The organism is Pararoseomonas baculiformis (assembly GCF_017813395.1).
Classification (GTDB): Bacteria; Pseudomonadota; Alphaproteobacteria; order Acetobacterales; family Acetobacteraceae; genus Roseomonas; species Roseomonas baculiformis.
In genome coordinates this window covers 193,360-218,830 of sequence record NZ_JAGIZB010000007.1, presented here as the reverse complement: position 1 = coordinate 218,830, position 25,471 = coordinate 193,360, and the positions used below count along the sequence as shown (strand labels likewise).

The 25,471-nt window shown below is 68.5% G+C and carries 19 protein-coding genes; 12 read left to right on the top strand and 7 right to left on the bottom strand.

What is annotated here, in order from left to right; all coding sequences use genetic code 11:
- Nucleotides 1–249: 249 nt before the first annotated feature.
- From J8J14_RS09800 to J8J14_RS09790, 3 genes are all read right to left on the bottom strand, one after another.
- Nucleotides 250–1,149 (bottom strand): LysR family transcriptional regulator, encoded by a 900-nt coding sequence (locus J8J14_RS09800; RefSeq protein ID WP_209379311.1) that lies wholly within the window; start codon nucleotides 1,147–1,149, stop codon nucleotides 250–252.
- 64 nt (nucleotides 1,150–1,213) lie between these two features.
- The gene (locus J8J14_RS09795; protein WP_209379310.1) at nucleotides 1,214–4,402 is read right to left on the bottom strand and encodes an efflux RND transporter permease subunit; all 3,189 of its coding nucleotides are present in this window, start codon (nucleotides 4,400–4,402) and stop codon (nucleotides 1,214–1,216) included.
- Between the two features lie 12 nt (nucleotides 4,403–4,414).
- A complete protein-coding gene (locus tag J8J14_RS09790) occupies nucleotides 4,415–5,545 on the bottom strand; it encodes an efflux RND transporter periplasmic adaptor subunit (protein ID WP_209379309.1) in 1,131 nt (376 codons plus the stop codon).
- 119 nt (nucleotides 5,546–5,664) lie between these two features.
- Here J8J14_RS09790 and J8J14_RS09785 point away from each other — a divergent pair, with 119 nt between their 5' ends.
- Together J8J14_RS09785 and J8J14_RS09780 are read left to right on the top strand one after the other, a co-directional pair.
- On the top strand, nucleotides 5,665–6,264 hold the full coding sequence (locus tag J8J14_RS09785) for a TetR/AcrR family transcriptional regulator (protein ID WP_342452423.1): 600 nt from the start codon (nucleotides 5,665–5,667) through the stop codon (nucleotides 6,262–6,264).
- Nucleotides 6,265–6,384: 120 nt separating this feature from the next.
- Nucleotides 6,385–7,377: an SDR family oxidoreductase gene (locus J8J14_RS09780; protein WP_209379308.1), complete on the top strand. Its 993-nt coding sequence runs from the start codon at nucleotides 6,385–6,387 to the stop codon at nucleotides 7,375–7,377.
- Between the two features lie 11 nt (nucleotides 7,378–7,388).
- Here the strand turns inward: J8J14_RS09780 and J8J14_RS09775 are convergent, their stop codons facing one another.
- From J8J14_RS09775 to J8J14_RS09765, 3 genes are all read right to left on the bottom strand, one after another.
- The gene (locus J8J14_RS09775) at nucleotides 7,389–9,053 is read right to left on the bottom strand and encodes an alpha-amylase family protein (protein ID WP_209379307.1); all 1,665 of its coding nucleotides are present in this window, start codon (nucleotides 9,051–9,053) and stop codon (nucleotides 7,389–7,391) included.
- Between the two features lie 34 nt (nucleotides 9,054–9,087).
- Entirely contained in the window at nucleotides 9,088–10,689 is a 1,602-nt protein-coding gene (locus tag J8J14_RS09770; RefSeq protein WP_209379306.1) for an alpha-amylase family glycosyl hydrolase, read from the bottom strand.
- A gap of 160 nt (nucleotides 10,690–10,849) precedes the next feature.
- Nucleotides 10,850–12,571 carry a class I SAM-dependent methyltransferase gene (locus J8J14_RS09765; RefSeq protein WP_209379305.1) on the bottom strand — a complete coding sequence of 574 codons (1,722 nt, stop codon included), beginning with the start codon at nucleotides 12,569–12,571 and terminating at the stop codon, nucleotides 10,850–10,852.
- A gap of 293 nt (nucleotides 12,572–12,864) precedes the next feature.
- Between J8J14_RS09765 and J8J14_RS09760 the strand changes: the two genes are divergently transcribed.
- The 10 genes from J8J14_RS09760 (at nucleotide 12,865) to J8J14_RS09715 (ending at nucleotide 24,665) form a co-directional block, all read left to right on the top strand.
- Nucleotides 12,865–14,124 carry a polysaccharide pyruvyl transferase family protein gene (locus J8J14_RS09760; protein ID WP_209379304.1) on the top strand — a complete coding sequence of 420 codons (1,260 nt, stop codon included), beginning with the start codon at nucleotides 12,865–12,867 and terminating at the stop codon, nucleotides 14,122–14,124.
- An 802-nt stretch (nucleotides 14,125–14,926) separates the two neighbouring features.
- Nucleotides 14,927–16,459, top strand: coding sequence for a tetratricopeptide repeat protein (locus J8J14_RS09755; RefSeq protein WP_209379303.1), 1,533 nt, complete (start codon nucleotides 14,927–14,929; stop codon nucleotides 16,457–16,459).
- Nucleotides 16,460–16,461: 2 nt separating this feature from the next.
- Entirely contained in the window at nucleotides 16,462–17,724 is a 1,263-nt protein-coding gene (locus tag J8J14_RS09750; protein WP_209379302.1) for a polysaccharide pyruvyl transferase family protein, read from the top strand.
- Nucleotides 17,721–19,424 carry a fatty acyl-AMP ligase gene (locus J8J14_RS09745; protein WP_209379301.1) on the top strand — a complete coding sequence of 568 codons (1,704 nt, stop codon included), beginning with the start codon at nucleotides 17,721–17,723 and terminating at the stop codon, nucleotides 19,422–19,424. Before J8J14_RS09750 ends, J8J14_RS09745 begins: the two co-directional genes overlap by 4 nt.
- A gap of 4 nt (nucleotides 19,425–19,428) precedes the next feature.
- The gene (locus tag J8J14_RS09740) at nucleotides 19,429–20,634 is read left to right on the top strand and encodes a cytochrome P450 (RefSeq protein WP_209379300.1); all 1,206 of its coding nucleotides are present in this window, start codon (nucleotides 19,429–19,431) and stop codon (nucleotides 20,632–20,634) included.
- Nucleotides 20,627–20,893 (top strand): acyl carrier protein, encoded by a 267-nt coding sequence (locus J8J14_RS09735; protein ID WP_209379299.1) that lies wholly within the window; start codon nucleotides 20,627–20,629, stop codon nucleotides 20,891–20,893. Before J8J14_RS09740 ends, J8J14_RS09735 begins: the two co-directional genes overlap by 8 nt.
- 5 nt (nucleotides 20,894–20,898) lie before the next feature.
- Nucleotides 20,899–21,774 (top strand): glycosyltransferase family A protein, encoded by an 876-nt coding sequence (locus J8J14_RS09730; protein ID WP_209379298.1) that lies wholly within the window; start codon nucleotides 20,899–20,901, stop codon nucleotides 21,772–21,774.
- Nucleotides 21,771–22,661: a glycosyltransferase family 2 protein gene (locus tag J8J14_RS09725; protein ID WP_209379297.1), complete on the top strand. Its 891-nt coding sequence runs from the start codon at nucleotides 21,771–21,773 to the stop codon at nucleotides 22,659–22,661. Before J8J14_RS09730 ends, J8J14_RS09725 begins: the two co-directional genes overlap by 4 nt.
- On the top strand, nucleotides 22,658–23,389 hold the full coding sequence (locus tag J8J14_RS09720) for a class I SAM-dependent methyltransferase (protein WP_209379296.1): 732 nt from the start codon (nucleotides 22,658–22,660) through the stop codon (nucleotides 23,387–23,389). Before J8J14_RS09725 ends, J8J14_RS09720 begins: the two co-directional genes overlap by 4 nt.
- Entirely contained in the window at nucleotides 23,382–24,665 is a 1,284-nt protein-coding gene (locus J8J14_RS09715; RefSeq protein ID WP_209379295.1) for a polysaccharide pyruvyl transferase family protein, read from the top strand. Before J8J14_RS09720 ends, J8J14_RS09715 begins: the two co-directional genes overlap by 8 nt.
- A 71-nt stretch (nucleotides 24,666–24,736) precedes the next feature.
- On the opposite strand, the gene J8J14_RS09710 is transcribed toward J8J14_RS09715, so the two are convergent.
- The gene (locus J8J14_RS09710) at nucleotides 24,737–25,378 is read right to left on the bottom strand and encodes an FkbM family methyltransferase (RefSeq protein ID WP_209379294.1); all 642 of its coding nucleotides are present in this window, start codon (nucleotides 25,376–25,378) and stop codon (nucleotides 24,737–24,739) included.
- Nucleotides 25,379–25,471 lie beyond the last annotated feature (93 nt).

The following is a 25,471-nucleotide window of genomic DNA, read 5'->3' as shown; positions in this document are numbered from 1 at the left end:
CCGCGTGCCGCAGGGCGCCACCGCCTCCGGTGCCTGGAGCCAGGCCGATGGCCGCACCCCCCTGGCCGGCAGCCAGGCCGGGAGTGCCAACTTCGACATGACCCGCCAGGGCGCCTGACCAGCCTGCCTGACCAGCGTGCCTGACCGGGGCGGCTGAGGCTCCAAGCCCCCCGGGGCCTCAGCCCCCCAGCCCTGCCCCGGCGAGCCCGGCCGCCCCTCTCCTCCGGGGGTGGCCGGGCTCGCCGCCTTTCAGGCGGCTACCTGGCCAGCCTCCCAGCGCACCGCGCGCACCAGGCGCACGAAGGCGCTCACCGCGCGGTTCATCGGCCGCCCCGCCGCCGTGCTCAGCACGACAGGATGTGCAAGCTCCGGCTCGGCCAGCGGCCGCGCGACCACGCCCTCCGGCACATGCACCCCCACGGGGGCAAGCCCCAGCCCGATCCCGGCCGCGACCAGCAGCCCCGCCTCGGCCGGGCCATCCGCCATGTGGTGCGGCAGGAGCCGCACCCCGTGCTCGCTCTCCAACCGCGCCAGTGCCGCCCCGACCGGATGGGCGGCATCCAGCGCCACCACCGCCCGGCCATCCAGCGCTGCGGAGGGTATGGCCGCCATGCCGGCCAGCGGATCGCCTTCGGGCACCAGCACCACGATTCCCTCGGACCAGAGCGGCCAGCGGTTCAGCCGCTCGGGCAGGGGGCCAAGCCCCGGCAGCAGCGCCGCATCCAGATCACCCGCCAGCAGCGCCTCGGTCAGCACCCCGGCGGCCCCGCGCCGCAGTGTCAGCCGCAGCTCGGGCACGCGCCCCGCCACCTCGCGCAGCACCTTCGGCAGCCCGCAGCCATGCAGCGCATCGGTGATGCCGATCCGCAGCGGCGCCTCGTCCACCCCACGCCGGTGATCGGCCGCGCGCAGCTTCACGGCTTCGGCCGCATCCGCGGTGGCCTGCAGCAGCGGCAGCATCGTCCGCCCCAGCTCGGTCAGCTGCGTCAACGAGCGCTCGCGCAGGATCAGCGGACCCCCAAGCTCCTCCTCGAGCCGCTGGATCGCCCGGGTCAGCGCGGGCTGCGTCACATGCACCGCCTCGGCCGCGCGCGTGAAGTTCAGCTCCCGCGCCAGAGCCAGGAAGTAACGGATCTGAACCAGGTCCACTGCACCATTCCATTCTCGTAGCCGGGAGCGTTGTGCTCCCGGCCAGACCCGCCTGTCTTGCCCGCTACCGCTCCGCCGTCGCGGTGGATGGCGGCAGCGCCGGCTCGACGGAGGAGCTCTTCCGTCGAGCCATGGCCCGGGCCACGACATAGAAGACCGGGGTGAAGACCAGGCCAAACCCCGTCACGCCCAGCATGCCAGCGAAAACGGCCGTGCCCAGGCTCTGCCGCATCTCCGCGCCCGCGCCGGTGGCGATGGCCAGCGGCAGCACGCCCAGGATGAAGGCCAGCGAGGTCATCAGGATGGGCCGCAGCCGGGTCCGCGCCGCGGCCTCGGCCGCCTCCCAGCGGCTCATGCCCTCGGCCTCGGCGTGGCGGGCGAACTCCACGATGAGGATGGCGTTCTTCGCCGCCAGGCCGATCAGCACCACGAGTCCGACCTGGACCAGCACGTTGTTGTCCAGGCCCCGCCAGACGACCCCCGCGAGGGCAGCGAGCACGGACATGGGTGCGATGAGCACCACGGCCAGCGGCAGCAGCCAGCTTTCATAGAGGGCCGCCAGCAGCAGGATGACGAAGACCACGGCCAGGCCAAAGGCAATGGGTGCGGTGTTGCCCTGGGTCGTCTCCTGCAGGGCGATCTCCGTCCATTCGAAGCCGAAGCCCGGCGGCAGCTCCTGCCGCAGCAGCTGCTCCATGGCTGCGATGGCCTGGCCGGTGGAGACGCCCGGCTTCGGCGCGCCCTGGACTTCCGCCGCCGGATAGAGGTTGTAGCGCGGCACGCGATAGGCGCCGCTATCCTCCACCAGCGTCGCCAGGGCGCCCAGCGGCACCATGGCCCCGTCCTCGTTCCGCGTGCGCAGCAGGGCCACGTCGCGCGGCGTCAGGCGCTGCGATTCCGCAGCCTGGGCCGTGACGCGGTAGGTCCGGCCGAGGATGTTGAAGTCGTTCACGAAGGTGGAGCCGAGATAGGTCGAGAGCGCCTCCGAGACGCGGGAGAGGGGAACGCCCAGCATCTCGGCCTTGGTCCGGTCCACCTCTGCCCGCAGCGTCGGGGTCTTGGTGTTGAACAGGGTGAAGGCCATGGCGATCTCGGGCCGCTGGTTGGCGGCGGCGACGATGCGGTTCGTCACCTCCTCCAGCGCCCGTGACCCGCGGTCGCCTCGATCCTGGACATAGAGCTTGAAGCCGCCACCCGTGCCGATGCCGGGCACGGAGGGCGGTGGGATGACAAGGGCCAGCGCATCGCGCTGCTGCATCAGCCGGGCCTGCACCGCCCCGGTGATGCCGGGGAAGGTCAGCTGCTCCGCCGCGCGCTCCTCGAAGGACTTCAACGTCACGAAGATCACGCCGGAATTGGGCGCGTTGGTGAAGGTGGCGCCATCGAAGCCGGTGAAGGCCACGGCATGCGCCACGCCCGGCACCTCCAGCACGTCCTGCGTCGCCTGGCGGATCACCGCATCCGTGCGCGCCTGGGATGCGCCGGGAGGAAGCTGGAACGCGGCAATGAGGTAGCCGCGGTCCAGCAGCGGGATCAGCCCCGTGGGGGTGGTCATCACGGCCTGTCCGGTGAGGGCGAGCAGCCCGGCGAAGAGGATGAGCAGCACGGCCGAGAGGCGAACCAGCCGCCGCGTCAGCGCGCCATAGCCGATGGAGAGCCGATCGAAGATCCAGTTGAAGGCGCGGAAGAACAGCCCGAACGGTGCCCCGACCCAGGCCCGCCAGCCCGTGGCATGGGCATGGCCATGCGGCCGCAGCAGCAGGGCGGCGAGCGCCGGGGAAAGGGTAAGGGAAACGAGGGCGGAGAGCAGAGTGGCCACGGCGATGGTCACCGCGAACTGCCGGTAGAAGGCGCCGGACAGGCCTTCGATGAAGGCGGTGGGCACGAAGACGGCGCAGAGGACCAGGGCAATGGCGATGAGCGCGAAGCCTACCTCGTCCATGGTGCGGCGCGTGGCGGAGACGGGATCCATCCCTTCCGCCATGTGGCGCTCCACATTCTCCACCACCACGATGGCGTCATCCACCACGATGCCGATGGCCAGGATGAGGCCGAACATGGAGAGATTGTTCAGCGAGATGCCCAGCGCCGCCATGAAGGCGAGCGTGCCGATGATCGAGACGGGAATGGCGGCCAGCGGGATGATGGAAGCCCGCCAGGACTGCAGGAACAGGATCACCACCAACACGACAAGGATGATGGCCTCGATGAAGGTGTGCACCACCGCCTCCATCGACTGCTCGATGAAGCGGGTGGTGTCATAGACGGTGTGGTAGGCCAGGCCCGGCGGGAAATCCCGCTTCATCTCCTCCAGCGTGGCGCGCAGCGCGGCGGCGGTGGCCAGGGCGTTGGAGCCGGGGCGCTGGAAAACCGGCATGGCCACGGCCTTGTGGGAGTCCAGATAGGCACTCAGCGTATAGTCCTGCGCGCCCAGCTCCACCCGCGCCACGTCGCGCAGCCGCAGCGGCGCGCCGCCCGCGCCCGTCGCCACGACGATGTCGGAGAACTCCTCCACGCTGCGCAGCCGGCCCAGGGCCTGGATGTTCAGCTGGAAGGCGCCGCTGGAGGCGCCGGTCGGCGGCTGGTTCAGCCCGCCCGCGGCCACCTGCACATTGGCGCGGCGCAATGCCTCCACCACCTGGCCCGGGGTCAGGCCGCGCGCGGCGATGCGGGCCGGGTCGAGCCAGATGCGCATGGCATAGTCGCGCGCGCCGAAGACCTGCACGTCGCCCACGCCGTCCAGCCGGGCGATGCGGTCCTTCACGTTCAGCATCGCGTAGTTGGAGATGTACTGCTCGTCGCGCGAACCGTCGGGGGAGGTGAAGTGGATCACCATCATGATGTCCGGCGAGGCCTTGCGGACGGTGATGCCGAGCCGCCGCACCTCCTCGGGCAGCCGGGCCTCCGCCACGGCCATGCGGTTCTGCACCAGCACCTGGGCCTGGTCCACATCCACGCCCTGGCGGAAGACGACGTTGACGGAGAGCCGCCCGTCACCCGTGGCCTGGGAGGAGACATAGAGCATCCCCTCCACGCCATTGATCTCCTGCTCGATCGGCGAGGCGACGGTCTCGGCGATGACGGAGGCGGAGGCGCCGGGATAGGTGGCGCTGATGGTGACGGTGGGCGGCGCGATCTCCGGATACTCGCTGATCGGAAGCCGGAGGCTGGCGATGGCGCCGATCAGCACGATGGCGATGGAGATGACCGAGGCGAAGACCGGCCGGGATATGAAGAACTGGGCGAAGCGCATGGCGGCGGTTCCTCAGCGCGCTTCGGCCAGGCGGGCCGGGGCGATGCGCTTCACCTCCGCCGTGACCCGAGCGCCGGGACGGGCGAGATGCAGCCCGGCGGTGATCACCTGGTCCTCTGGCGAGAGGCCGCCGCGCACCACGCGCAGCCCGTCCACCACCGGGCCGAGGGAGACCGGCTTGGCCACCACCGTGCCGTCGGCCGCCACCGTCATCACCACCCGCGCGGCCTGGTCGGCGGCGATGGCGGCGTCGGGCACCATCAGAACCTCGCCTTCCCCGGCGCGCAGGCGCAGCCGGGCGAAGCTGCCGGGCGTGAGGAAGAGATCAGGGTTGGGGAGGGTGGCGCGGGCGCGGATGGTGCCGGAACGGGCATCCAGCCCCGTATCCAGGAAGTCCAGCCGGCCCTGGCGATCCCAGCCGCTTTCATCGGCCAGGCGCAGCCGCACCGGCTCGGCGCCCTCGTCGCCAGGGCGGGAGCCCCCGCGGCGGGAGAAGCGGAGGTAATCGGCCTCGCTCAGGTCGAAGCTGGCATAGATCGGGTCCAGTGCGACGATGGTGGTCAGCAGCGTGGACCCGGCCTGGACGAGGTTGCCGGCATCCACGCGCCGGTCGGAGACCCGGCCGGATTGCGGGGCGCGCACCTCGGCCCAGCTCCGCTCCAGCTCGGCCTGGCGGAGCCGGGCGCGGGCATCGGCCAGCTGCGCCTCCGCGTCCCGCTGGGCGGCACGGCGCGTGTCCAGCTGGGCCTGCGGGGCATAGCGGTCCCGCACGAGCGAAGAGGTGCGGTCGATTTCCTGCCGGGCGAGTTCCAGCTTCGCCTCGGCCTTCGCCAGCTCGGCCCGGGCGCTGTCCACCGCGATGTCGAAGGGCTGGCGATCGAGGCTGAAGAGCAGGTCGCCCGCCCGGACGATCTGGCCATCGCGGAAATGCACCTTCTCCACCTGGCCGGATACGCGGGGGCGCAGCTCCACCCGGGCGGAGGGCTCCAGCCGGGCGATATGCTCCTCCCACTCCGTCACGTTCCGGCGAACGGGCTCGGAGACGGTGACGGTCGGCGGGGCGGGCTGGGCCGACAGGGGCAGGGTGGGAAGGGCGAGGGCGAGTGCCAGGGGCAGCAGGCTCTTGCGGAATGGTGTTGGCATGGCCAATCTCCGGGTGGCCGGATGTTACCGACCGGTTCGTCACATTGATACGAACCGGTCGGTAACATTGCAAGGGCGCGTGAACGCTGCTTTGCGGCCCGCGGAACAGGAGAGAGCCAGTGACAGACGCCACGAAGACCCAGCCACGCCGCTCCGCGGCGGAGCGACTGCGGGAGGTGGCGCGGGAACTGTTCTACAAGCAGGGCATCCGGGCGACCGGCGTGGAGGAGCTGTGCCGCGTGGCCGGCACCACGAAAATCAGCCTGTACCGGGCCTTTCCCTCCAAGGATGAGCTGATCGCCGAGATCCTGCGGGACGACTGCCGGGAGGAGGAATGCTGGTACGAGCAGGCCATCGGCACCTCCCGCCCGCCGGCGGAGCGGCCCGCGGCCTATCTGGCGGCCGCCGTGGCGGAGCTGCGCCAGCCCGGCTTCCGGGGCTGTGCCCTGGGCCTTGCGATCGCCGAATTCCCCGACCCGGAGCATCCCGCCCGCAAGGTGGCCGATGCCTACAAGCGGAAGATGCAGGATGACCTGCGCCGCGTCTCGGCCGAGGCTGGCGCCGCGGATCCGGAGATGCTGGGCGACGCGCTGCTGATCCTCGTCGAAGGCGCTTTCGCGGCCGCTGCCTATCTCGGCGCCGAGGAGGCGGGGAATGCGCTGGAGCGCAGCGGCAGGGCGCTGCTCGCCCATGCGCTGCCCCGGGGCGAAGCGGGCTGACGCGCCGCTAGGCGGTGACGCGGCCGGCACCGGCCGCAACCACCAAGCCCCGCCGCCCTTTACCGCAAGGCCATGCCCCGGGGGGCAGCCCCGGAACACCGGCAAGGCGGGAGGGTGCGCATGAGCGAGATCGGGCGGGTGGCGGTGGTGACCGGTGCCTCGGCGGGGGTAGGGCGGGCCGTGGCCCTTCGGCTGGCCCGGGAGGGCTGGCGCCTTGGCCTGATTGCGCGCGACGCGGCGGCGCTGCGCGGCCTGGCGGAGACGATCCGCGCCTCGGGGGGAGAGGCGCTGCCCCTGCCTTGCGATGTCGCGGATGCCGATGCGGTCTTCGCCGCAGCAACGGAAGCCGAGCGGCTGTTCGGCGGCATCGATGCCTGGGTGAACTGCGCGATGGTCACCATCTTCGCGCCGCTGCACGACATTTCGGCCGAGGAGTTCCGCCGCGTCACGGAGGTGACCTATCTCGGCTATGTCCATGGCACCATGGCGGCGCTGCGGCCCATGCGGCGTGCCAATGCCGGGGTGATCCTGCAGGTCGGCTCGGCGCTCGCCTATCGCTCCATCCCGCTGCAGAGCGCCTATTGCGGGGCCAAGCACGCGATCACCGGATTCACCGAATCCCTGCGCTCCGAACTGCAGCATGAGCAAAGCCGCATCCGCGTGACGGAGGTGCACCTGCCCGCGGTGAACACCCCGCAATTCTCCTGGGCCCGGACGCGCCTGCCTTTCCAGCCCCGGCCGGCGGGCAAGCCCATCACGCCCGACACGGCTGCCCGCGCCGTGGTGGCGGCGCTGCATCGTCCGGCGCGGGAATACTGGCTCGGCCTGCCGACCATGGCCGCCATCCTCGGCGACATGCTCGCGCCGGGGCTGGCGGACCGCTACCTCGCGCGCAATGCGGTGGAAGGGCAGATGGGAGACGAGCCGCTGCAGGCGCCGCGGGAGGGCAATCTCTTCGCGCCCGTGCGCGGCCTGCACAGCGTGGATGGCCGCTTCGAGGGAACGAATGGCGCGCCCTGCATCTCCGGCGGGGCAGCCCGCTTCGGGCTGGGAGCGGCCGCGCTGGCGGCGGCCTGCGGCCTTGGCGTGCTGCTCGGGCGCCGGATGCGGTAGGGGAGTGCCGCCTAGATCTCGCTGCGCCGCAGGAGGTAGTCCAGCCCACCCACGCGGAACCAGCGATACCCGTAGGGCTCCATCAGCACGGTGTGGCAGCCCTTATCGTCCGGCTTGCTGTGCTCCTCCGAAAGCAGGTTCACCAGCAGGCTGTCATGGGACCCCTCCACGCCCGGGGTGAAATGCACCTCCCGCGGCTCGGGGCTGAGATTGTGGAGGAAGAGCACGGAGTTCTTCCGCCAGTCATAGCGGAGCGCGAGAACATCCTTCGCATCCGTGTCGATCGTCGCGTAGTCGCCCCAGCCGATCTCGGGCACTTCGCGCCGCATGCGGATCATGCGTTCCGTCCAGTTGAGGATGGAGGACGGGTCGCGCCGCTGCGAGGCGACATTCACATGCTCGAAACCATAGGGGCCGCCGGAAATGGTGGGCTTGGCGTTGTCCATCTTCTTGCTGAATCCGCCCCGCGGTTCGGCAGACCACTGCATGGTGGTGCGGGCGCAGTCGCGCTCCGGCAGGCTGAGGTCATCGCCCATGCCGATCTCGTCGCCATAGCGAAAGACCGGCGTGCCGGGGAGGGTGAGCATGAGGCTGGTCGCCAGCTCGTAGCGGCGCTGGTCGCCCTGTAGCATCGGCGCCAGGCGGCGCCGGATGCCACGCCCATAGAGCTGCATGGAGGGATCCGGGCCGAAGGCCTGGAACACGGCCTCCCTCGCCTCGTCCGGAAGACGGCCGAGATCGAGCTCGTCATGGTTCCGCAGGAACATGCCCCATTGCGCCGTGGCGCGATGCGGCCGCGTCTCATCCAGGGCCTGTTCCAGCGGCTGCTTGTCCGAGGTGGCGAGGGAGAGGAACAGGCGCTGGTTGACGTGGAAGTTGAACATCATGTGCAGCCGATCGCCATCCTCGCCGAAATACTCCTGGCGCTGCTCCGGCGAAACATTGGCCTCGGCGAGGATGATGGCGTCGCCGCGCCGCCACTGCAGGAATTCGCGGAAGTCGCGCAGCATGTCGTAGCGCTGTACCGGCTCCTCCACCTCCGGGCCCTTGGTGCCGATCACGAAGGGCACCGCGTCCATCCGGAAGCCGGAGACGCCCAGTTCCAGCCAGAAGCCCATGATCTTCAGGATCTCCGCCTGCACATGGGGATTGGATGTGTTGAGATCGGGCTGAAACTCGTAGAAACGGTGGAAGTACCAGGCCTTCGCCACGGGATCACGGGTCCAGGTCGTGTCCTGCACGCCGGGGAAGACCATGCCCTTTCCCGCATGCGGCGGCTTCTTGTTCGACCAGACGTACCAGTCCCTGTAAGGCGACTTCGGGTCCCGCCGCGCTGCCTGGAACCAGGGATGGTCGATCGAGGTGTGATTGATGACCAGATCGATGATCACCCGCATCCCGCGCTGGTGGCAGCCATGCGTGAACTCCACGAAGTCGCCCAGCGTGCCATAGGCGGGGTCCACCCCGTAATAATCAGTCACGTCATAGCCGTGGTCCCGCCTGGGGGATGGCTGGAAGGGCATGAGCCAGATGGTGGTGATGCCGAGGCCCTGGATGTAATCCAGCCGCCTCGTCAGCCCCTCGAAGTCGCCGATCCCATCGCCATTGGCATCCATGTAGGAGCCGACCGAGAGGCAGTAGATGACGGCGTGCTTGTACCAGAGATCGGTGATCATCAGCGCAGCTTCCGGAGGGGGTGTGGCAAGGTGATCAGGCCCGGCCGAGCGCCAGGATCACGCCCTCCTCGCCTTCCAGGTCAAGTTCCGCCCGCAGCACTGCCTCTTCCCGCGCCGGGACGGTGGAGAGCAGGAGGCGGGCCTGCGTGACATCCTGCGGCAGCGGAATGCGCGCGGGCGCCTTCCCGAAATTCAGCGCGACCAGCAGCCTGTCGCCCGCGGCGCTGCGGCGCTCGAAGACAAGAACGTCGCCCTCGGCGTGGGCGGCACGGTATTCGCCCCTGTTCAGCGCCTCTTCGGCCCGGCGCAGCGCGATCAGGCGCCGGTAGAGGTTCAGGAGAGAGCCTGGCTCGCGCTTCGCGGCGGCGACGTTGCGCGCCGCATGGTCGTGGTTCAGCGGCAGCCAGGGCTCGCCGGTGGTGAAGCCGGCCCTCTCCGTCCCGTCCCAGGGCATGGGTGTGCGAGCGGGATCGCGCCCCAGGCCGAGGCCGGGCTCGTTCCTCTCCCAGGGGTCCTGGGCGCGCTCGGGCGGGATCGGGACATTCTCCAGCCCCAACTCATCGCCATAGTAGAGGGTTGGCGTGCCCCGCAGCGTGAGGAGCAGCATCGCGGCCAACCTCGCGCCGGCCTGGCCCACGCGCGTTGCGATGCGCTTCTGGTCATGGTTACCCAGCACCCAGTTGGGCCACCCGCCCTCGGGCAGCGCCGCCTCATATTCCGCGACGATGCGGGCAATCTGCGTGGCATTCCATGCGGCAAAGATCAGCTGGAAGTTAAAGGGGAGATGCGCGCCCTTCATATCCCGCCCGTAATAGGCGACGAACCTTTCGATCGGCAGGTAGATCTCCCCGATCAGCACGCGCTCGGGATAGGCGTCCAGCACCGCGCGCATTTCCTCCACCACCTCCAGCGTTTCGGGGCGGTCGGCCGAGTAGAGCTGCAGCAACTGCCCGATGCCCGCCTCATGCGGCTGCCAGGCGGGATTGGGCGGGTTGTCCCGGAATTGGTCATCCTTCACGAGAAGCCAGATCACATCGACGCGGAACCCGTCCACGCCGCGGTCCAGCCAGAAGCGCAGCGCGTCATACATGGCCTCGCGCACCGCGGGGTTGCGCCAGTTGAGGTCCGGTTGCTCCTTCAGGAAGCTGTGGAAATAGTACTGGCCCGTGCTCGGGTCGAACTCCCAGCCGCTTCCCCCGAAATTCGCCAGCCAATTGTTCGGCGGCCCGCCATCGGGCGCGGGGTCGCGCCAGATGTACCAGTCCCGCCTGGGATTATCGCGGGAGGAGCGGCTTTCCAGGAACCAGGGATGCTGGTCGGAGCTGTGGTTCGGCACGAAGTCGAGGATCACCTTCAGGCCGCGCTCATGCGCTTCCCCGATCAGCCGGTCCATGTCGGCGATGCTGCCGAAGAGGGGGGCGATCCCGCAGTAATCGCTGACATCATAGCCGAAATCGGCCATAGGCGAGGGAAAGACCGGAGAGATCCAGGCCGCGTCCACCCCGAGCCAGCAGAGATGGTCAAGACGCTGGCGGATGCCGGCGAGGTCGCCGATGCCGTCGCCATCGCTGTCCTGAAAGGAGCGGGGATAGATCTGGTAGACGACACCATGCTGCCACCAGAGGGTTTCAGCCATGCGTGACCTCCGATTGGCCTCGGCGGGTTTCAACGCCGCATTTCCGGGGAGGTTCCAGGGCCGGCGGCGGGGATGGCCCGGCCATGATCCGCGCGGACCGCACCGGCATGTTATCCTTTCATTTGCCCGCATGCCGCAGCAGCTGGAAGGGCCGGAAGCGTCATGGGTCCCGGCGTGAAACGAAGCTGAGCACGGGGCCGCAGACCGGGTCTCCGCCGGGATAGGGAAGCGCCTGGGTCGGTAGCCCATGGGCTGCCAGCTTATCCAGGAGATCTGCCCCGAAATCGGTATAGACGAGCGAAAGCCCGCCTGCGCCGTCTCCGTGATAGACAGGCGGCAACAGATGGATATCGGCATCGCCCGTTGTGTCCACACGGGCTACGGAACGCCGCGGCATCGGTGCCATCAGCGGGATGGAGAACACGTGGAAGCCGCCGGGCTTCAGGATCCGTCGGATCTCGGCCCAGGCACGCTCCGGGCGCCGCACATGCTCCATGATGTCCGAGGTGACCACGAGGTCGAAGCTCGCATCGGCGAAGCTCGTGGCCGTCAGATCCTGGCATTCCACGCCATTCACCATTTCGCCGCTCGGGATGCCCGAGCGAAAGACGGAGGCATGGTAGCGTCCCGCACGGGAAAGATAGGGGCGGAGAGGCCCGGATTGCCCAGGCTCGAACACCGCGCTGCCCTCGAACCAGCCGGACTCCGCAAGGGCCTTCAGCGTGGCATGGCCGCCGCCCGCAACGGCGGAGAGCAGGGCAGCAGCCTGGGCCCGGTAGCGCAGGGTCGCGCGGCAGGCCGGGCAGGCGAAGGTTTCGCGCAGCAGGCGGTGCGTACGACGGAAGCGGCCATGCCAGCCGCAGATATGGCAGGTTTCCTCCACCGAATGGGCCTGCCAGCTGGCATGGCGTGGCGGCGGTTCACCAGCCGGCCAGGCGGAGAGCGGCTCCTCCACGACGATGTTGGCGCCGCTGCCACCGCGCTGGACGATCTGCCCCGGGCGATCGGAGCGCAGGGTGACCCGGCATTCGCGCGCCCCGGCGGCGCCGCCCATGTGCAGCGCCGCGCCCTTCCGGGCATGCAGATCAAGGGTGACGGCGCGGCAGTTGCTGAGCAGCACCGCGCAATCCTCCATTTCTTCCGCCACCACCTGCGCAAGCGTGCCCTTCACCACGCGTTCGGCCTGCCCCATCACGGCCAGGCCGCGGAAGCACTGGCTGGCCTGCAGCTCCACCTGGTGCGCAGCATCCTTGTCATCGTCGCCAGGCTGCAGCGCGATGGCATTGCCTGAGACATCGGCAGCCCGCACGCGCAGCACGCCGCTGCCGCCTTGCAGGGTGACAGCGGCGGACCGTGCCCGGCGGCCGATGCCAGAAAGCGCCAGCTCGGCATCCAGCGCGGCGCAGGCGGTGAAGGCTGCCCCTTGCAGCCCGAGTTCGGTGAGTATCACGTTCCGCAGCACGAGGCCGTCGCAATGCCCGGCATCCAGTCCAGCGCCTTCACCCTCGGTCAGCAGAAGGTCACGAAGAACGCAGCCCGCGGCGCTGCGCATTTCGAGAAGTGGGCGGGCGCGGTGTCCGCGGCCCGTGAGCGCGATGCCGGTGAGACTGCTTCCGCCCGCGCCCGCTGCGAGCATGACGCAGGCATCACCTGAGAGGCTCAGGACCGGACGTGGCCCGGATGCGGCACGAAGGTGCAGGGGCCGTTCGATCCGGAGGGATTCCGTCAGCATGAGGGAGCCGGCGAGCTCCAGCACGGCATGGGCGGCAGCCCCGGCGACCACGCGCCTCAGTTCATCGGCATCCGTGACGACGACGCCTGGATGACGATCAGGCTTCAAGGACGTGACCTGCCCATCGGGCGTTGCATTGCGAACCTTCATCACGTTCCGGTGTATCGCGGAACGCGCATGGAGGCGCCGCGGGGTGAAACCTGTTCACGACCGGCCAAAACACGGGAGCAAGGGGAATCGGATCGGCCAAGCCCCAGGATGTTGACCGCAACCAAGCGCATGGCTTGAACCTCACGCCTCGGTTTGCGTGCTACGGGGCAAGGGTAGAACGTCCGGCTTTCCGTTGGCAATCTGATGACGCGTCCCGCGGGGTTAACCGGCTGAGGACTGCGTCCCGGCCATCAGGCCCTGCTTGATTGAAGGCGAGCCTGGATGACGGAACCTTGAGCGAGACAACGTCCTTGGCAGACCATCCGACAACCGCCCTGATCTTCGGAACATTCGACGTTCAGAACTACGGCGATCTCCTTTTCCCCATCATCGCTGCCCACCGCCTCGCGGCCCATGGCATCGAGGTTGTTCCCGTCTCGCCGACGGACAGCCTCACTGGATTGGCCGGCGCCCCGGAGCCGCGCCGCCTGCGTGATGCCAGCCGTGTCATCGACGGGCTGAGCGAAAGGCGGGCCGTGGCCGGACTCCTCATCGGAGGAGGAAACATCATTCACAACGGTCCGGCGAACCTCGCCGACTACAGGCAGGAGGGCATGTTCGACTGGGCTTACGCAGGGCTCTGGCTTGGTGCCACCCTGCTGGCCGCGATCCACAACTTGCCTGTCGCCTGGAATGCACCCGGAGTGCCGCGGCCTCTGGCTGCCCCGCTACGTGGCCATGTGATGCTGCGCCAGGCCCTTCAGGCGGCCGACCATGTATCCGTGCGTGATGACGCGAGCGTGGACAACCTGCATGTTTCTCCCCACGTCATGCCGCAGGTGGTGCCTGACACGGCTGCCGAGATTGCCAGGGTCTGGCCGCGCGCCGCGCTCGCCCCGGCCTTCGCGAGCCTGCTGGAGCGAAAGGCCGTGCAGGCCGGCGGCCCTTTTCTCACGGTCCATGTAAAGGCGCGCTCGATGGAGCGGCCCCACGCCGAAATGGCCGAGCAGATCGAAGGCTTCGCCGCCGCTCATGGCATGACCCCGATCCTGCTCGCGCTGGGGCTCTGTCACGGGGACGAGGTCGATGCACGCCGTATCGGCCGCTTCATGCGGCGCCCCCATATCGTGCTGGACGATCCACTCAGCTTGCAGGAGATCGCGGGGTCCATCGCCCATGCGGCGCTGCATCTTGGCAGTTCCCTGCACGGCTACATCACGGCGGCGGCTTATGACGTTCCCTCTGCACTGGTGGCGCGGCCCACCCTGGCCAAGTTTGCCGGCTTTCTTGCGCATACAGGCCGGACCGGAGACCTGGCCGAAAGCTGGGACGATGCTTTCGCCAGGGCGGCCGAGTTGGCCAAGCCGTCATCCGGGAGGCGCATCCCGGACCACGTGTTCCATATGCTGGACCTGCACTGGGCGCGCATTCTCGCCACCCTGAATGCTCCCCGGCAGGGGGCGGATGCACGGGCACGCTTTCTTCGGGGCTACATGAAGCGCGGCATGGCCGGCCAGGGTTGGGACTGGGCACTCGCGCCCGCCATCCGCTAGCAAGCGGATCGCATAAGCCTTGCGCCGCACTGGTGCGCGCAGAAGCCGATGCGTGCGGGAGTAAGCGGAATGGGAGAAGGAAAGGAGCAGCTGGAACGTGAAGTCCGTTCGATCGCTGTCGCACGGGTTATCCTGCGCAGCAGGGGTGTGCTGCAATAAGCGCATGAACAAGCTGACACTCCTTACCGGGCTCAATGCGTTGCAGGAGACGTGTTCATGTTTTCTGCGCGGTATGCGCGGCTATCGCGACGCGTTGAAAAAATTCGCCAGGCACACCGCTTCCTGCCGGCTCGCCGCATTATGCGTGCAACGCCATCTTTGCCTTGAAACATGTTGAGGACAGCATCTGCTTCGCTGCCATTTTCTCAGGCGGACCGACTCACCCGTCTCTTCGACAGAGAGCCATCATCTCAGCAGAATCGTAATGGCTCGCCGCTTCCCATGGGCTCTGGAAGCTTGTTAAACCCATGCATGAGACCGGAACCCGTGCTGAGGCAGGAGAGCGCCTGGCTTATGGCTTTCGAGCGTAACATTCCGTCGGGGCAATCTGCGGCATCCGCAGCGCATTGCCAGCGAGGAATGGTGGAACGGATCAATCGGGAAGCAGCCTTGCTACAGGCCATGCACGATCGGGACTGCAATGCCGGGTGAGTTGTCACAACACAATACGTCATTGGCGAAGGGGCAGGTCGAGGCTCTCGCTCGGGCTGTTGAAGGACAGGATGCCGAGGCGACGCAACGCCTTCTGGCAGCATCCTGGACGGCCGCGCCTCCCACCCCTCTTCTGCGCGAAGCAAGCGACATGATCGAGATGCGAGCGGGCCGCTCCGAGGCAGAAAGCATCCTGCGCCGCCTGCGGCAGGCCTTCCCTGCTTCGGGCGCTGCCACGCTGCTGATGCAGCTCATGTTGCGCGACGAACGGCTTGGGGCGGCCCGGCAGGTCTTCGCTGAAGATATCTGGCCCCGCGAAGCCGATGCGAAGGTGCGGGCGGCCCTGATCAATCGGCTGACGGCCGGCGCCGTGGATGCCGGGGCTACCCTGGCCTTCCTTCGCGATCTGGACGCACGCCGTCCCAACGATCCCACCGTGCTCACGCGCATGGCCAGCATGGAGGCGCGGCTCGGCCATCAGGAAGAGGCTTTGGCGCTGCTGGATCGGGCGGCCGTCCTCCATCCTTTGCCCTCCTACGCAGGGGCTTTGCGTGTCCAGTTGCTGCTGGAAGCCGGTCGCGCGGCGGATGCCGTGGAGGAGGCAAGGCGTCTGTGCGGGGTGATGCCGGCGGACAGCCGCTATCCCGAGCTGCTCTGCAACGCGGCAACCATGGCAGGCGACCGAGCAGTTGCCACGGAAGCGCTGGAAGACGGGCTGCGCCGCTTCCCCGGTGACTGGAAACTGCTGTTCCGCTTCACGCGCCTGCTGCTCCCTCCTGCCGATGTGGAGCGGCTTTTCCCTGTGATCGCCAGCCAGGCTGAACAGGCATGCCAGGATGGGCGGGGCCGCTTTCACTATGCCATGGCCTGCCTGGAACAGGGGCACCTTGCCGATGCTCGGGAAGTGGTGGCGCCGATCGGCCCGGAGGATCCGGCGGCCGGCATGGCCCTGCCGCTGCGTCGTGCCCTGGACCATCTGCTGCGGGAGGAACTTCCTCCATCGCGCATCACCGAGGACCGGATGCGCGACTACCAGCTTGTGACGGTCCCTGGCGCCAGCACGCTGCTCGTGGTCTGCGCCGGCCTCATGGGCCGCTTCAGCTATATCCCGCTTTCCGTGCTGGACCGCTACCTCCAGCGCTATGCTGTGCACGTGGCCTATCTCCGCGACACAGCGGGGCAGGCCTATATGGGCGGCCTTCCCAGCATCCAGGGCGGCGAGCCGGCCGCGATCGAGAGGCTGCGCGCAACTGCCCCGCAGGCCGGAGCATCGCGCATCGTGACCATGGGTGCCTCTCTCGGCGGCTTCGGTGCCCTGCGCTACGCGGCTGCCCTCGGGGCTGACGCCGCAGTTTCGTTCGCTGGCCCGACGCGCCTCAGCAATGGCCCCGATGATGCTCGCCGTCCCCAGGGGCAGAGGATCAACCGGGCGCTCCGAATGTTGGACCATGGCGCCGACCTGATCGAGGACCTGCGCCGGGCGCCCGCAACCCGGATCGCCTACAGCTTCGGTGCGCTGAACGAGAGTCACCAGGCACAGGCCGCGCGGCTTTCCGCCCTGCCTCAGGTAACCGCCTTTCCTCTCCCTGGCGTGGCGGACAGTTTCGCCGCCCTGCACGCCATCGCGGAAGGGCAGTTCGAAAGCCTTCTGGGCGGCTTCCTGGGCCTTCCCAGGCGGGGCTAGAGATGGGCTCGCAGGTGCGCCGCGTGGCGATGGCCGGCATGTTCGACATCGCAAACTACGGCGACCAGCTCTTTCCCCTGATCGCCCGTCACCGGCTGGCGCCTCATGGGATAGAGGTGGTTCCCGCCGCGCCGGGGGACCGGCCCCGGGTGCTCGCTGACGCCATCCGCCCGCGGTCCCTTGAATGGCTGCTGGCCGATCCGGAACCGGTAGATGGCATCCTGATCGGGGGCGGCAACATCATCTACAACCTTCGCACGGACTATCTCGGCCTGGGCGGCGCGGCCGGTTGGCTCGGCGATGGCCTGCACACCGCTACCTGGCTCGCGGCCACCATGGCCGCGCTGCTGCGCGACGTGCCGCTCGCCTGGAATGCTCCAGGGGTGCCGTATCCTTTCTCTACCCCGACGGCTGCTGCCGTCCTGCAGCCCGCCCTCAGGGCAACCGACTACGTGTCGGTGCGGGACAATGCGAGCGCCGCGCTGCTCGCGGGCGCGGAGGTCGCGGTGGTTCCGGACACCGTGGCCGAGCTCGCGTCATTATGGCCGCTTGCGGCGCTCCATTCCGCTCGGCAGGCGCTGTCCGCGCGCGGACGCCTGCCCGCCGGTCCCTACCTCGCCCTGCATCTCCGCGCCGCGCGCAAGAAGCATGACCGATTGCCCGCGCTCGCCCGCGAGCTGGATGCCTTCCTCTCCGCGCAAGGCCTCGGCGCCGTGCTGGTTGCGATCGGTGATGACCTTGGCGATGGCGAGACGCTGCGCGCCCTGGCCGCGTCCATGGCCACGCGCCCAGCGGTACTCGATGATGCTGCGACGCTCCAGGAGATCGCCGCGGCGATTGCCCACTCCGTGCTCTATGTCGGCGGCTCGCTGCATGGTTATGTGACCGCCGCTGCCTATGGCATCCCCGGCGTGATCGTCACCGGGGCACCACAGCGCAAGTTCGGCGGCTTCCTGGAATGGCTCGACCGCCCCGCCGACATCGCGCGGGACTGGGACGCGGGCCTGGCGAGGGCGCGTCATCACCTCGCCGGGCCGGGCTCCGCCCCTGTTCCCGCGCGCGTGCACCAGGCGCTGGACGAGCACTGGGATCGGATTCGCAAGGTACTGGAAAACCCAGCTAGCCGGCGGCCGATGCGCGAAGGCCTGCTTCGCCATCTTGCCGGCCGGGCCATGGCGAGGCCAGGCGGGCAGGACTGGGCTATGCGGCCCTGGACGTGCTTCGCCGCTCGCCGCCCCAGGCTTGCAGGCGGCAGCGCGGCATGAGCGGGCAGGACCCATCCGCAGGCACGATGGTGGGGGTTCTCAGGGACCACGCCCTTCGCTGGCCCGACCGGCCGGCCATGACCTTTCTCGCCCGTGGCGAGACACCGGCCGATGGCCTCACCTATGCCGAGCTGGACAATGCGGCGCGCCGGGTTGCGGCCCGGCTGATGGGGGGCGGCCTTGCGGGGCAGTCCGTACTCCTCGCCTGCCCGCCTGGCCTTGATTTCATCCGCTTGTTCATGGGCTGCCTCTATGCGGGCGTCTATGCCGTGCCGGTGCCCGCGGTCTGGCGGCGCCAGGGCGGGGACCGCATCCGCGCCATCGCCGCGAGCGCCCGGCCATCCGCCATCCTGTCGAATGAGCGCCCGGAGGACGAAGCGGTCCTGGCCATGCTCCGTCCGGCCCGTGGCGGCGGCTTCATCCCCGCTGCCGAGGCGCTGGCGGCTTCGCCCGCGGCCATCGAGGAGCCCGAGCCGGACAGCCCGGCCTTCATCCAGTACACGTCGGGCTCCACCAGCACCCCCAAGGGCGTGGTGGTGACCCATCGCAACATCATGGCCAACCAGCGCATGATCAGTGCGGCCTTCGCGCATGACGCGGATACGGTCGTCGTCAGCTGGCTGCCCCTTCACCATGACATGGGGCTGATCGGCTCCATCCTCCAGCCGCTCTTTCTTTGCGGACGGTGCGTCCTTTTCTCGCCGGTGGACTTCCTTCAGCGCCCGGCGCGTTGGCTGCGCGCCATCAGCCATCATGGCGCCACGACCAGCGGCGCTCCGAACTTCGCCTATGAGATGTGTGCCCGCCATGTCACCGACGCGCAGCTAGCGGGGGTCGATCTGTCCCGTTGGAAGCTCGCCTTCTGCGGATCGGAGCCGGTGCGCCCCCGTACCATGGAGCGCTTCGCGGCCCGCTTCGCGCATGCGGGGTTCCGGCCGGAAGCGCTCTATCCCTGCTATGGCCTGGCCGAAGCAACGCTCTTCGTCGCCGGCCCACAGGCCTGCTCCGGCGTCGAGGCCCGCAGCTTCGAGCGCGCAGGTTTCGCGGATCTCACCACCAACGCATCGGCGCACCAGCCTGCCGTTTCCTGTGGCCATGCATGGGACCCGTCCAGCATCGCCGTGATCGACCGGGTGACCCGGCAACCGCTGCCCGAAGGCAGGATCGGCGAAATCTGCGTCGCAGGCCCACATGTCAGTCCCGGCCTGTGGGCCCCTGGGGCGGCTGGCAACCTTCAGCCCTATGGGGAGCGGCTCGTCCGGATCGATGGCACCTCGTATTTGCGCACCGGCGATGCGGGCGTGGTGGAGGACAACCGGCTGTTCGTGGTGGGCCGGCTGAAGGACATGATCATCCTGCGCGGTGCGAACATCTATGCCGAGGATGTGGAGCGCACCGTGATGGAGCAACCCGCCGCGGCCGACTTCGCCGCCGCCGCGGTGGTTGCGGTGGAGGGGGCGGAGAAGGAGGAGATGGTTGTCCTCTGCGAGTTGGAGCGTGGGGTGGCCCGGGCGGGGCTGCCCGCCGGGATCGCCGCCGGGCTGAGGTCCAGGATCGCGGAGGCGCATGGGTTCCAGCCGGCTGCCATCCACCTCGTCGCCTCCGGTGCCCTGCCGCGCACGACCAGCGGCAAGGTCCAGCGCGGTGCCGCACGCGCGGCCTTGCTCGACCATCGCCTTTCCCTTGTGCCCTGGACCTGACGCGATGGAGGGAAGCCCGCCCGGCCCCATCGCCGCCATGCCTTCCTGGATCGCGCAGCGGCATGGTCCACCCGCCTGGAGCGAGGCGGAGCAGGCCTTCATCCTCACCCGGTATGCCGATGTGGCGCAGCTCCTGCGCTCACCGTCCGCCAGCGCCGTGGAGGTGCATCCGGGCATCGAGCGCATCGCGCTTCGCGCCGGCCGCGATTACGGGAGCCTTGTCTCCCTGCTGGCCGGCATGGCGTTCTTCCGGAACGCACCCGTCCACACCTCTGTCCGCCATTTCCTCCGGCGCGGGATCGGGGTTCTTGCCGATCGGTTCGGCGAGGAAGCCGTGGGCCGGATCGTGGACGAGCTCCTGGAACCGCTTGTCGATAAGGGGCCGTTCGACGCCATGCCCGCGCTGGGCACGCGCCTGCCTGTCCTGGTGATGGGACGGGCGCTGGACCTGTCGGAGGAAACCATCGTCGTCCTGCGGCGGGATGGGCAGGGCGTGGTGGATGGTTGGCGGCGTGGCCTGCCGCTGCGGGTCTACGACGCGCTGCAGCGCCAGGCCGCAGCGGTGGAGAGCGTCCTGCTCCAGGAAATCGCGGCGGCGCGGCGGCAGGGCGAAGGGGGGCTGGCCCGCCTGGTGCGCCTGAACGACGACGCCTTCCAGCTCGACGAGCGCATGCTCGCCGCCTGCATCTTCACGCTGATCCTGACGGGAATAGAGACCACCGCAGGCTTCCTCGGGAGCACCCTGCTGTTCCTTTCGACGGAAGGGCGGGCGGAACGGCTTCGCAAGGACCCCGCCGGGATGCGCTCCTTTCTGGATGAGGTGCTGCGCTATGCGCCGCCCCTGCGGCGCGCGACGGCGCGGCGCCTGGAAGAGCCGACGGAGTTCGGCGGGACCGAACTGCCGGCCGGCGTCCTCGCGATCCCGGAAATCGAGGATGCCCATCATGACCCCTCGGCCTTCGGGCAACCCGAACGCTTCGCCCCTGGCCGCGGCGGGCCGCCCAGCCTGGCCTTCGCGGCCGGGGCGCATGCCTGCCTGGGAGGAGTGATCGCCCAGATGGAAGGCCGCCTCCTCGCTTCCCGTATCGCTGCCGTCGCGGTGCCATCGCTTGCCGCGCAACCGGAATGGCAGGACCATCCGAGCTTTCGCCGCCTGCGAACCCTTCCCCTGGAGTTGAGGAGCAGATCCTTTGGAAATGTCGATGAGTGATGGCACGGGGTTGAGTCGGGCGGCGGCCGAGGCCTGGATCGCGAACTACATCGCGGCCGTGATCGATCGCCCCGCAAGCGCCATCTCGCGCACTGATCGCTTCGATGTCGTTGGCATCGATTCCGCCGAGGTGGTGATCATGGTCGGTGTCATGGAGGAGGAATTCTCCATCGAGCTGGATCCCAACATGCTGTTCGCCAACCCGAGCATAGACGGGTTCGTCGGGGCGCTGGCGGATGCCGGCATCGTGGCGGGCTGAAGCGGGTGGCGCCGGGCCTCAGCATCGTCGTCATTTCCTATGAGATGACCCGTGCCCTCCCGCGCACCCTGCTTTCCCTTTCGCCTGCCTATCAGCGGCACATGGCGCGCGGGGACTACGAGGTGATCCTGGTGGACAACGGATCGGCCCGCTTGCCCGATGCCGCCGCCTTCGAGAGGCTGGGGCTCGATCTCTCGGTCCACCTCTATCCGGACCCCACGCCGTCTCCGGTTGCCGCCATCAATGACGGCCTGGCGAGGGCGCGGGGCGAGCTGGTCGGGGTGTGGATCGACGGCGCCCGCCTTGCATCGCCAGGGCTGCTCCATGCCTGCCGCCGCGCAGCCGCCCTGCATCCCCGCGCCGTGGTGGCGACCTTCAACTGGCATCTTGGCCCGGCGCTGCACCACCGTGCCGGAACCTCCTATGACGAAGCGGCCGAAGACGCCTTGCTGGCCTCCATCGGCTGGCCGGCGGGCGCGGCGGCACTGCCGCGCATCGCCACCGCCGAGTTGCCAGACCCGCGGGCCCCCATGCTCGAGAGCAACGCCATCTTCATGTCACGCGCGCTCTGGAGGGAGCTCGGCGGCTATGACGAGGCCTTCCGGGGTGCGGGAGGCGGTGCCGTCAACCCCGATCTTTTCATCCGTGCCTGCGAGGCGCCGGGCACGCAGCTGATCCGCGTGCTGGGGGAGGGGACGTTCCACCAGCTCCACGGAGGTACCACCACCGCGGGCGACGGCCGGGCCGCATCGCTGCTGAAGCTCGGCAGCAAGCAGTACTATCGCATCAGGAAGCGGCCGATGCGCGCGGTGCGTGACACGGGATGGCTCTTCGATGCATCACGGGATGTCGTCATGGACCTTGGGACCAACGCCGCGTGACGCCCGAGATCAGCATCGTCCTGATTTCCTACGAGATGGCGCGCGAGCTGCCCCGCACCCTTCACTCCCTCTCGCCGGAGTACCAGCGCAACTGCCCCGCAGGGCGCTGCGAGGTGATCGTGGTGGACAACGGCTCGCGCACGCCACCCACCGCAGCCGACCTGCCGGAGACGAGCGGGACGGTGCATCTCCACATCTTCCCCGACCCGACACCCTCGCCGGCAGCCGCCATCAATTTTGGCCTGGCCCGAGCGCGAGGCGAACTTGTCGGCGTGTGGATCGATGGGGCCCGACTGGCTTCGCCGGGCCTCATCGATGCCTGTGCCCGCGCCGCCGCGCTGTATCCGCGCGCTGTCGTTGCGACCAGTAGCTTCCATCTCGGTCCGGATGTTCAATATGCGAGCATCCTCAATGGCTATGACGCGGCGGAGGAGGATCGTCTCCTTGCCTCCATCGGCTGGCCTGCGAGCGCCTCGCGGCTGCCGGATATCGCGACGCCGGTCTGGCGCAGCGGCGTGGACGGGCCGATGCTGGAGAGCAACGCACTCTTCATGCGGCGTGCCTTGTGGGAGGAACTTGGGGGCTACGATGAAGCCTTTGTCGGTCCTGGGGGCGGCGCCGTGAACCCCGACACCTTCATCCGCGCCTGTGCCCTGCCCGATGCGAAGCTGATCCGTGTGCAACGCGAGGCGACCTATCACCAGATTCATGGTGGCACGATCAGCAACGCACCCAACCGCGCGGTGGAGGCCGGGAAGCTGCTGGCGCGTGAGTATTTCCGGCTGCGCCGCAAGCCGCTGCTTCCCGTCCGGGAGACAGGCTGGCTGTTCGACCCGCTGACTGGCAACGTCCAGGAAGGTGGTCTGGCGGGGGAGGCCGTCGAGTGACCGCAACAAGTACCGGCTTGGCGATCAAGCGCCTGACTGCGCCCTTTGCGGATGTTCCACGCCAGCCAGGCGAGCCTTTCCCGGCCGCGGCGCATCTCAGCCTGCGCCTGAAGACCTTCCGGCACATCCTGCGTGTTATCCTGCCGCCACGGCCCGGGGCGACCCTGGTTGACCTCGGCGCGGGGGCTGGTCAGTTCTCCCGCATCGCCAGTCGCCTGGGCTATGCGGTCACGGCGATCGATGCGCGCCCACGCTGGACGCTCGCCGGTGAGGATGCGCGGGCCGCCGGTGCCCCCGACACCCCTGCGGGCGACCGGATCACCAGCATCACGACGGACCTGCGCGACTTCGACCGGCTGCATGAATTCGATGTCGTTCTGGCTGTCGGTGTCCTCTACCATCTGCCGCTGTCGGACCAACTGGCCTTGCTGCGACGCTCGGCTGGCCGGCCTCTCGTGATCGACACGGAGCTTTACGACAGCACATGCATTCCGGCGGACCGGGCCTGGCGCTTTCGTCCTGCTCCGGCAGTGGATGGCTATGAGGGTGCGCTCTGCCGCGAGACTGGCCAGGCCTGGTCCTCGGCCGCCGATCCGGAAGGCTTCTGGTTCACGGAAGACAGCCTGCTGCACGCCTTCAGGGATGCGGGACGCTCCGAAGTAACAATCCTAGACCCGCCCTATCACTCCGCCTTCGGCCCGCGCCGCTGGTACATCCTGCATGGCTGAGTTGGAGTCCCCGCGGCGCGTCCTCGTCACTGGCACGTTCGATGTTGCGAATTACGGTGACTTGCTCTTCCCCCTCGTTGCAGCCCATCGGCTGAACGCAGCGGGGATCAAGGTCGTCCCCGTCTCGCCCACAGCGAACCTGGCCGGGTATTCCGATGCGCCGCGCCCTATCGAAGCGGCGGCCATGACCTCGACCGATGCGCAAGGAGTCCTCATCGGCGGCGGATACATCATCATCGGGCGATCGGCGGATACATTGCCGCCCTATCAGCGGGCCGGCGTGGCGGGCCATGCCTACCCGTCGCTCTGGATGGGGGCGACGCTGGCCGGTGCCGTGCTGGATGTGCCCGTGGTCTGGAACGCGCCGGGCGCTCCACACCCTTTCTCGGCGGCGCGTCGCGAGGCGCTGGTGACCCCCGCGTTGAGGGCCGCGAGCTACCTTGCCGTGCGGGATTGCGGAACCGCCCGCCTTCTTGACGCGGAGGAACTGGCGATCGAGGTCGTCCCCGATACCGCCCTGGACCTGCCGAAGCTCTGGCCTCTTGCGGGGCTGAGGGAAGTTTTCCGGAACTTCCTCGCCCGCAAGCATCTCGCGGGGGACACGGCCTGCCTCGCGCTCCATGTTCGCGCCCGTTCCCTCGCATCGATCGATGTGGGAACATTCGCCCGCAGGCTGGACGACCTCGCCCGACGGCATCAGGTTCTTCCCTTGCTGCTGGTGTTGGGGCCCGTGCTGGGTGATCTGCCGGTGCTGCGGGCGCTGTCGGAGCAACTGACCGTTCCGCATATCCTGCTGGACGACGCCGTCAGCCTGCGTGAGCTGGCGGCCGCCATTGCTTTCTCTGCCTGCTACCTGGGTGGGTCGCTGCACGGGTATGTCACGGCTGCCGCCTACGGCACGCCTGGCGCTCTCGTGGCGCTTCCCGCTCGCCCCAAATATTCCGGCCTGGTTGAGCAGATCGGGCGGGCCGAGGATCTGGCGGTCAGTTGGGACGAGGGTTTTCTCCACGCGGATGCGCTACTGACCCGGCGGGGCCGCACGATCCTGCCTGGCCATGTCGGCCAGGCCTTGGATCGGCATTGGACCCGCGTCGTTCAAGCGTTCGGCGATAGGGAGATTGGGCGTAAGCCCCGCGCAGACTTCCTGCGAGCCTACATGCGGGAGGGTGCTCGACTGGAAGGGGCAGGCTGGGCTGTCGGGGCACATCTGTCAGGGCCAGGGCCAGGGCCGAGGCAAGGCCCGGGAGGCACCGCCCTGGCAGTCGGCCGAAAATGAACGTATATTCCGGCGCCACGCTGTTCCGTGCCGTCCTGCTCCTGGCCGTCATCAGTTGCTGGCCCCCGCGATCAGGGCTTGCGGTCGATCATGAAGATGTCGTGTCCGGTATTCGCCACGAGTTCATAACCGGCCTGCTCCAGCAACCGAACTTCTGGCCGCTCGAGACCTTGCCGTATGGAGCCGAAGCTCTCGAAAACGATCAAGGTGGGGCGGTAGCGCCCGAAATCCGTCGAGGAGAGAATGTTCAGCTCGTAATTCTCGGCGTCGATCGAGAGAAGATCAATCCGGCGGTCATCACCCAGGTGTTCGTCCAATATCGAGGTGAGAGTGCGTACCGGCACATCGATGACGGAATGGACCTTGTCCGGGTTCTTGCGCGCGCGTCCGGGGTCGAAAGTGTTATGTTGTGCGGTCGTAAAGCGATAGAACTGGAGCGTTCCCTCCTCCTTCCCGACACCGCAGGAGAGAACCGTGTCATTGGGGCGGAGCTTGCGGAAGTTGTCAGCGAGATCGGGGTTCGCGTCGATGCACAGGCCGCTCCACCCAATCTTGTAGAAGGCGTAAGTATTGGATCCCCGCACGGGGTCGTTGGATCCGATGTCGACATAGCGCCCTTTGTGAGATTTCCAGTCCGGAATTGTGCCGCTTCGGCGTAGCAGGAACTGGGCAAGTATGTCTTGCCCACATTGGGCGTACGAAGACATGGCCATCGGTGCCGTTTCTCCCGGACATTTAATTCATGCACTGGACTGCTGCAGGATTGTGCCGCCGGGACCGGTCATTGCCTAGGTGGCGCGTCGTCG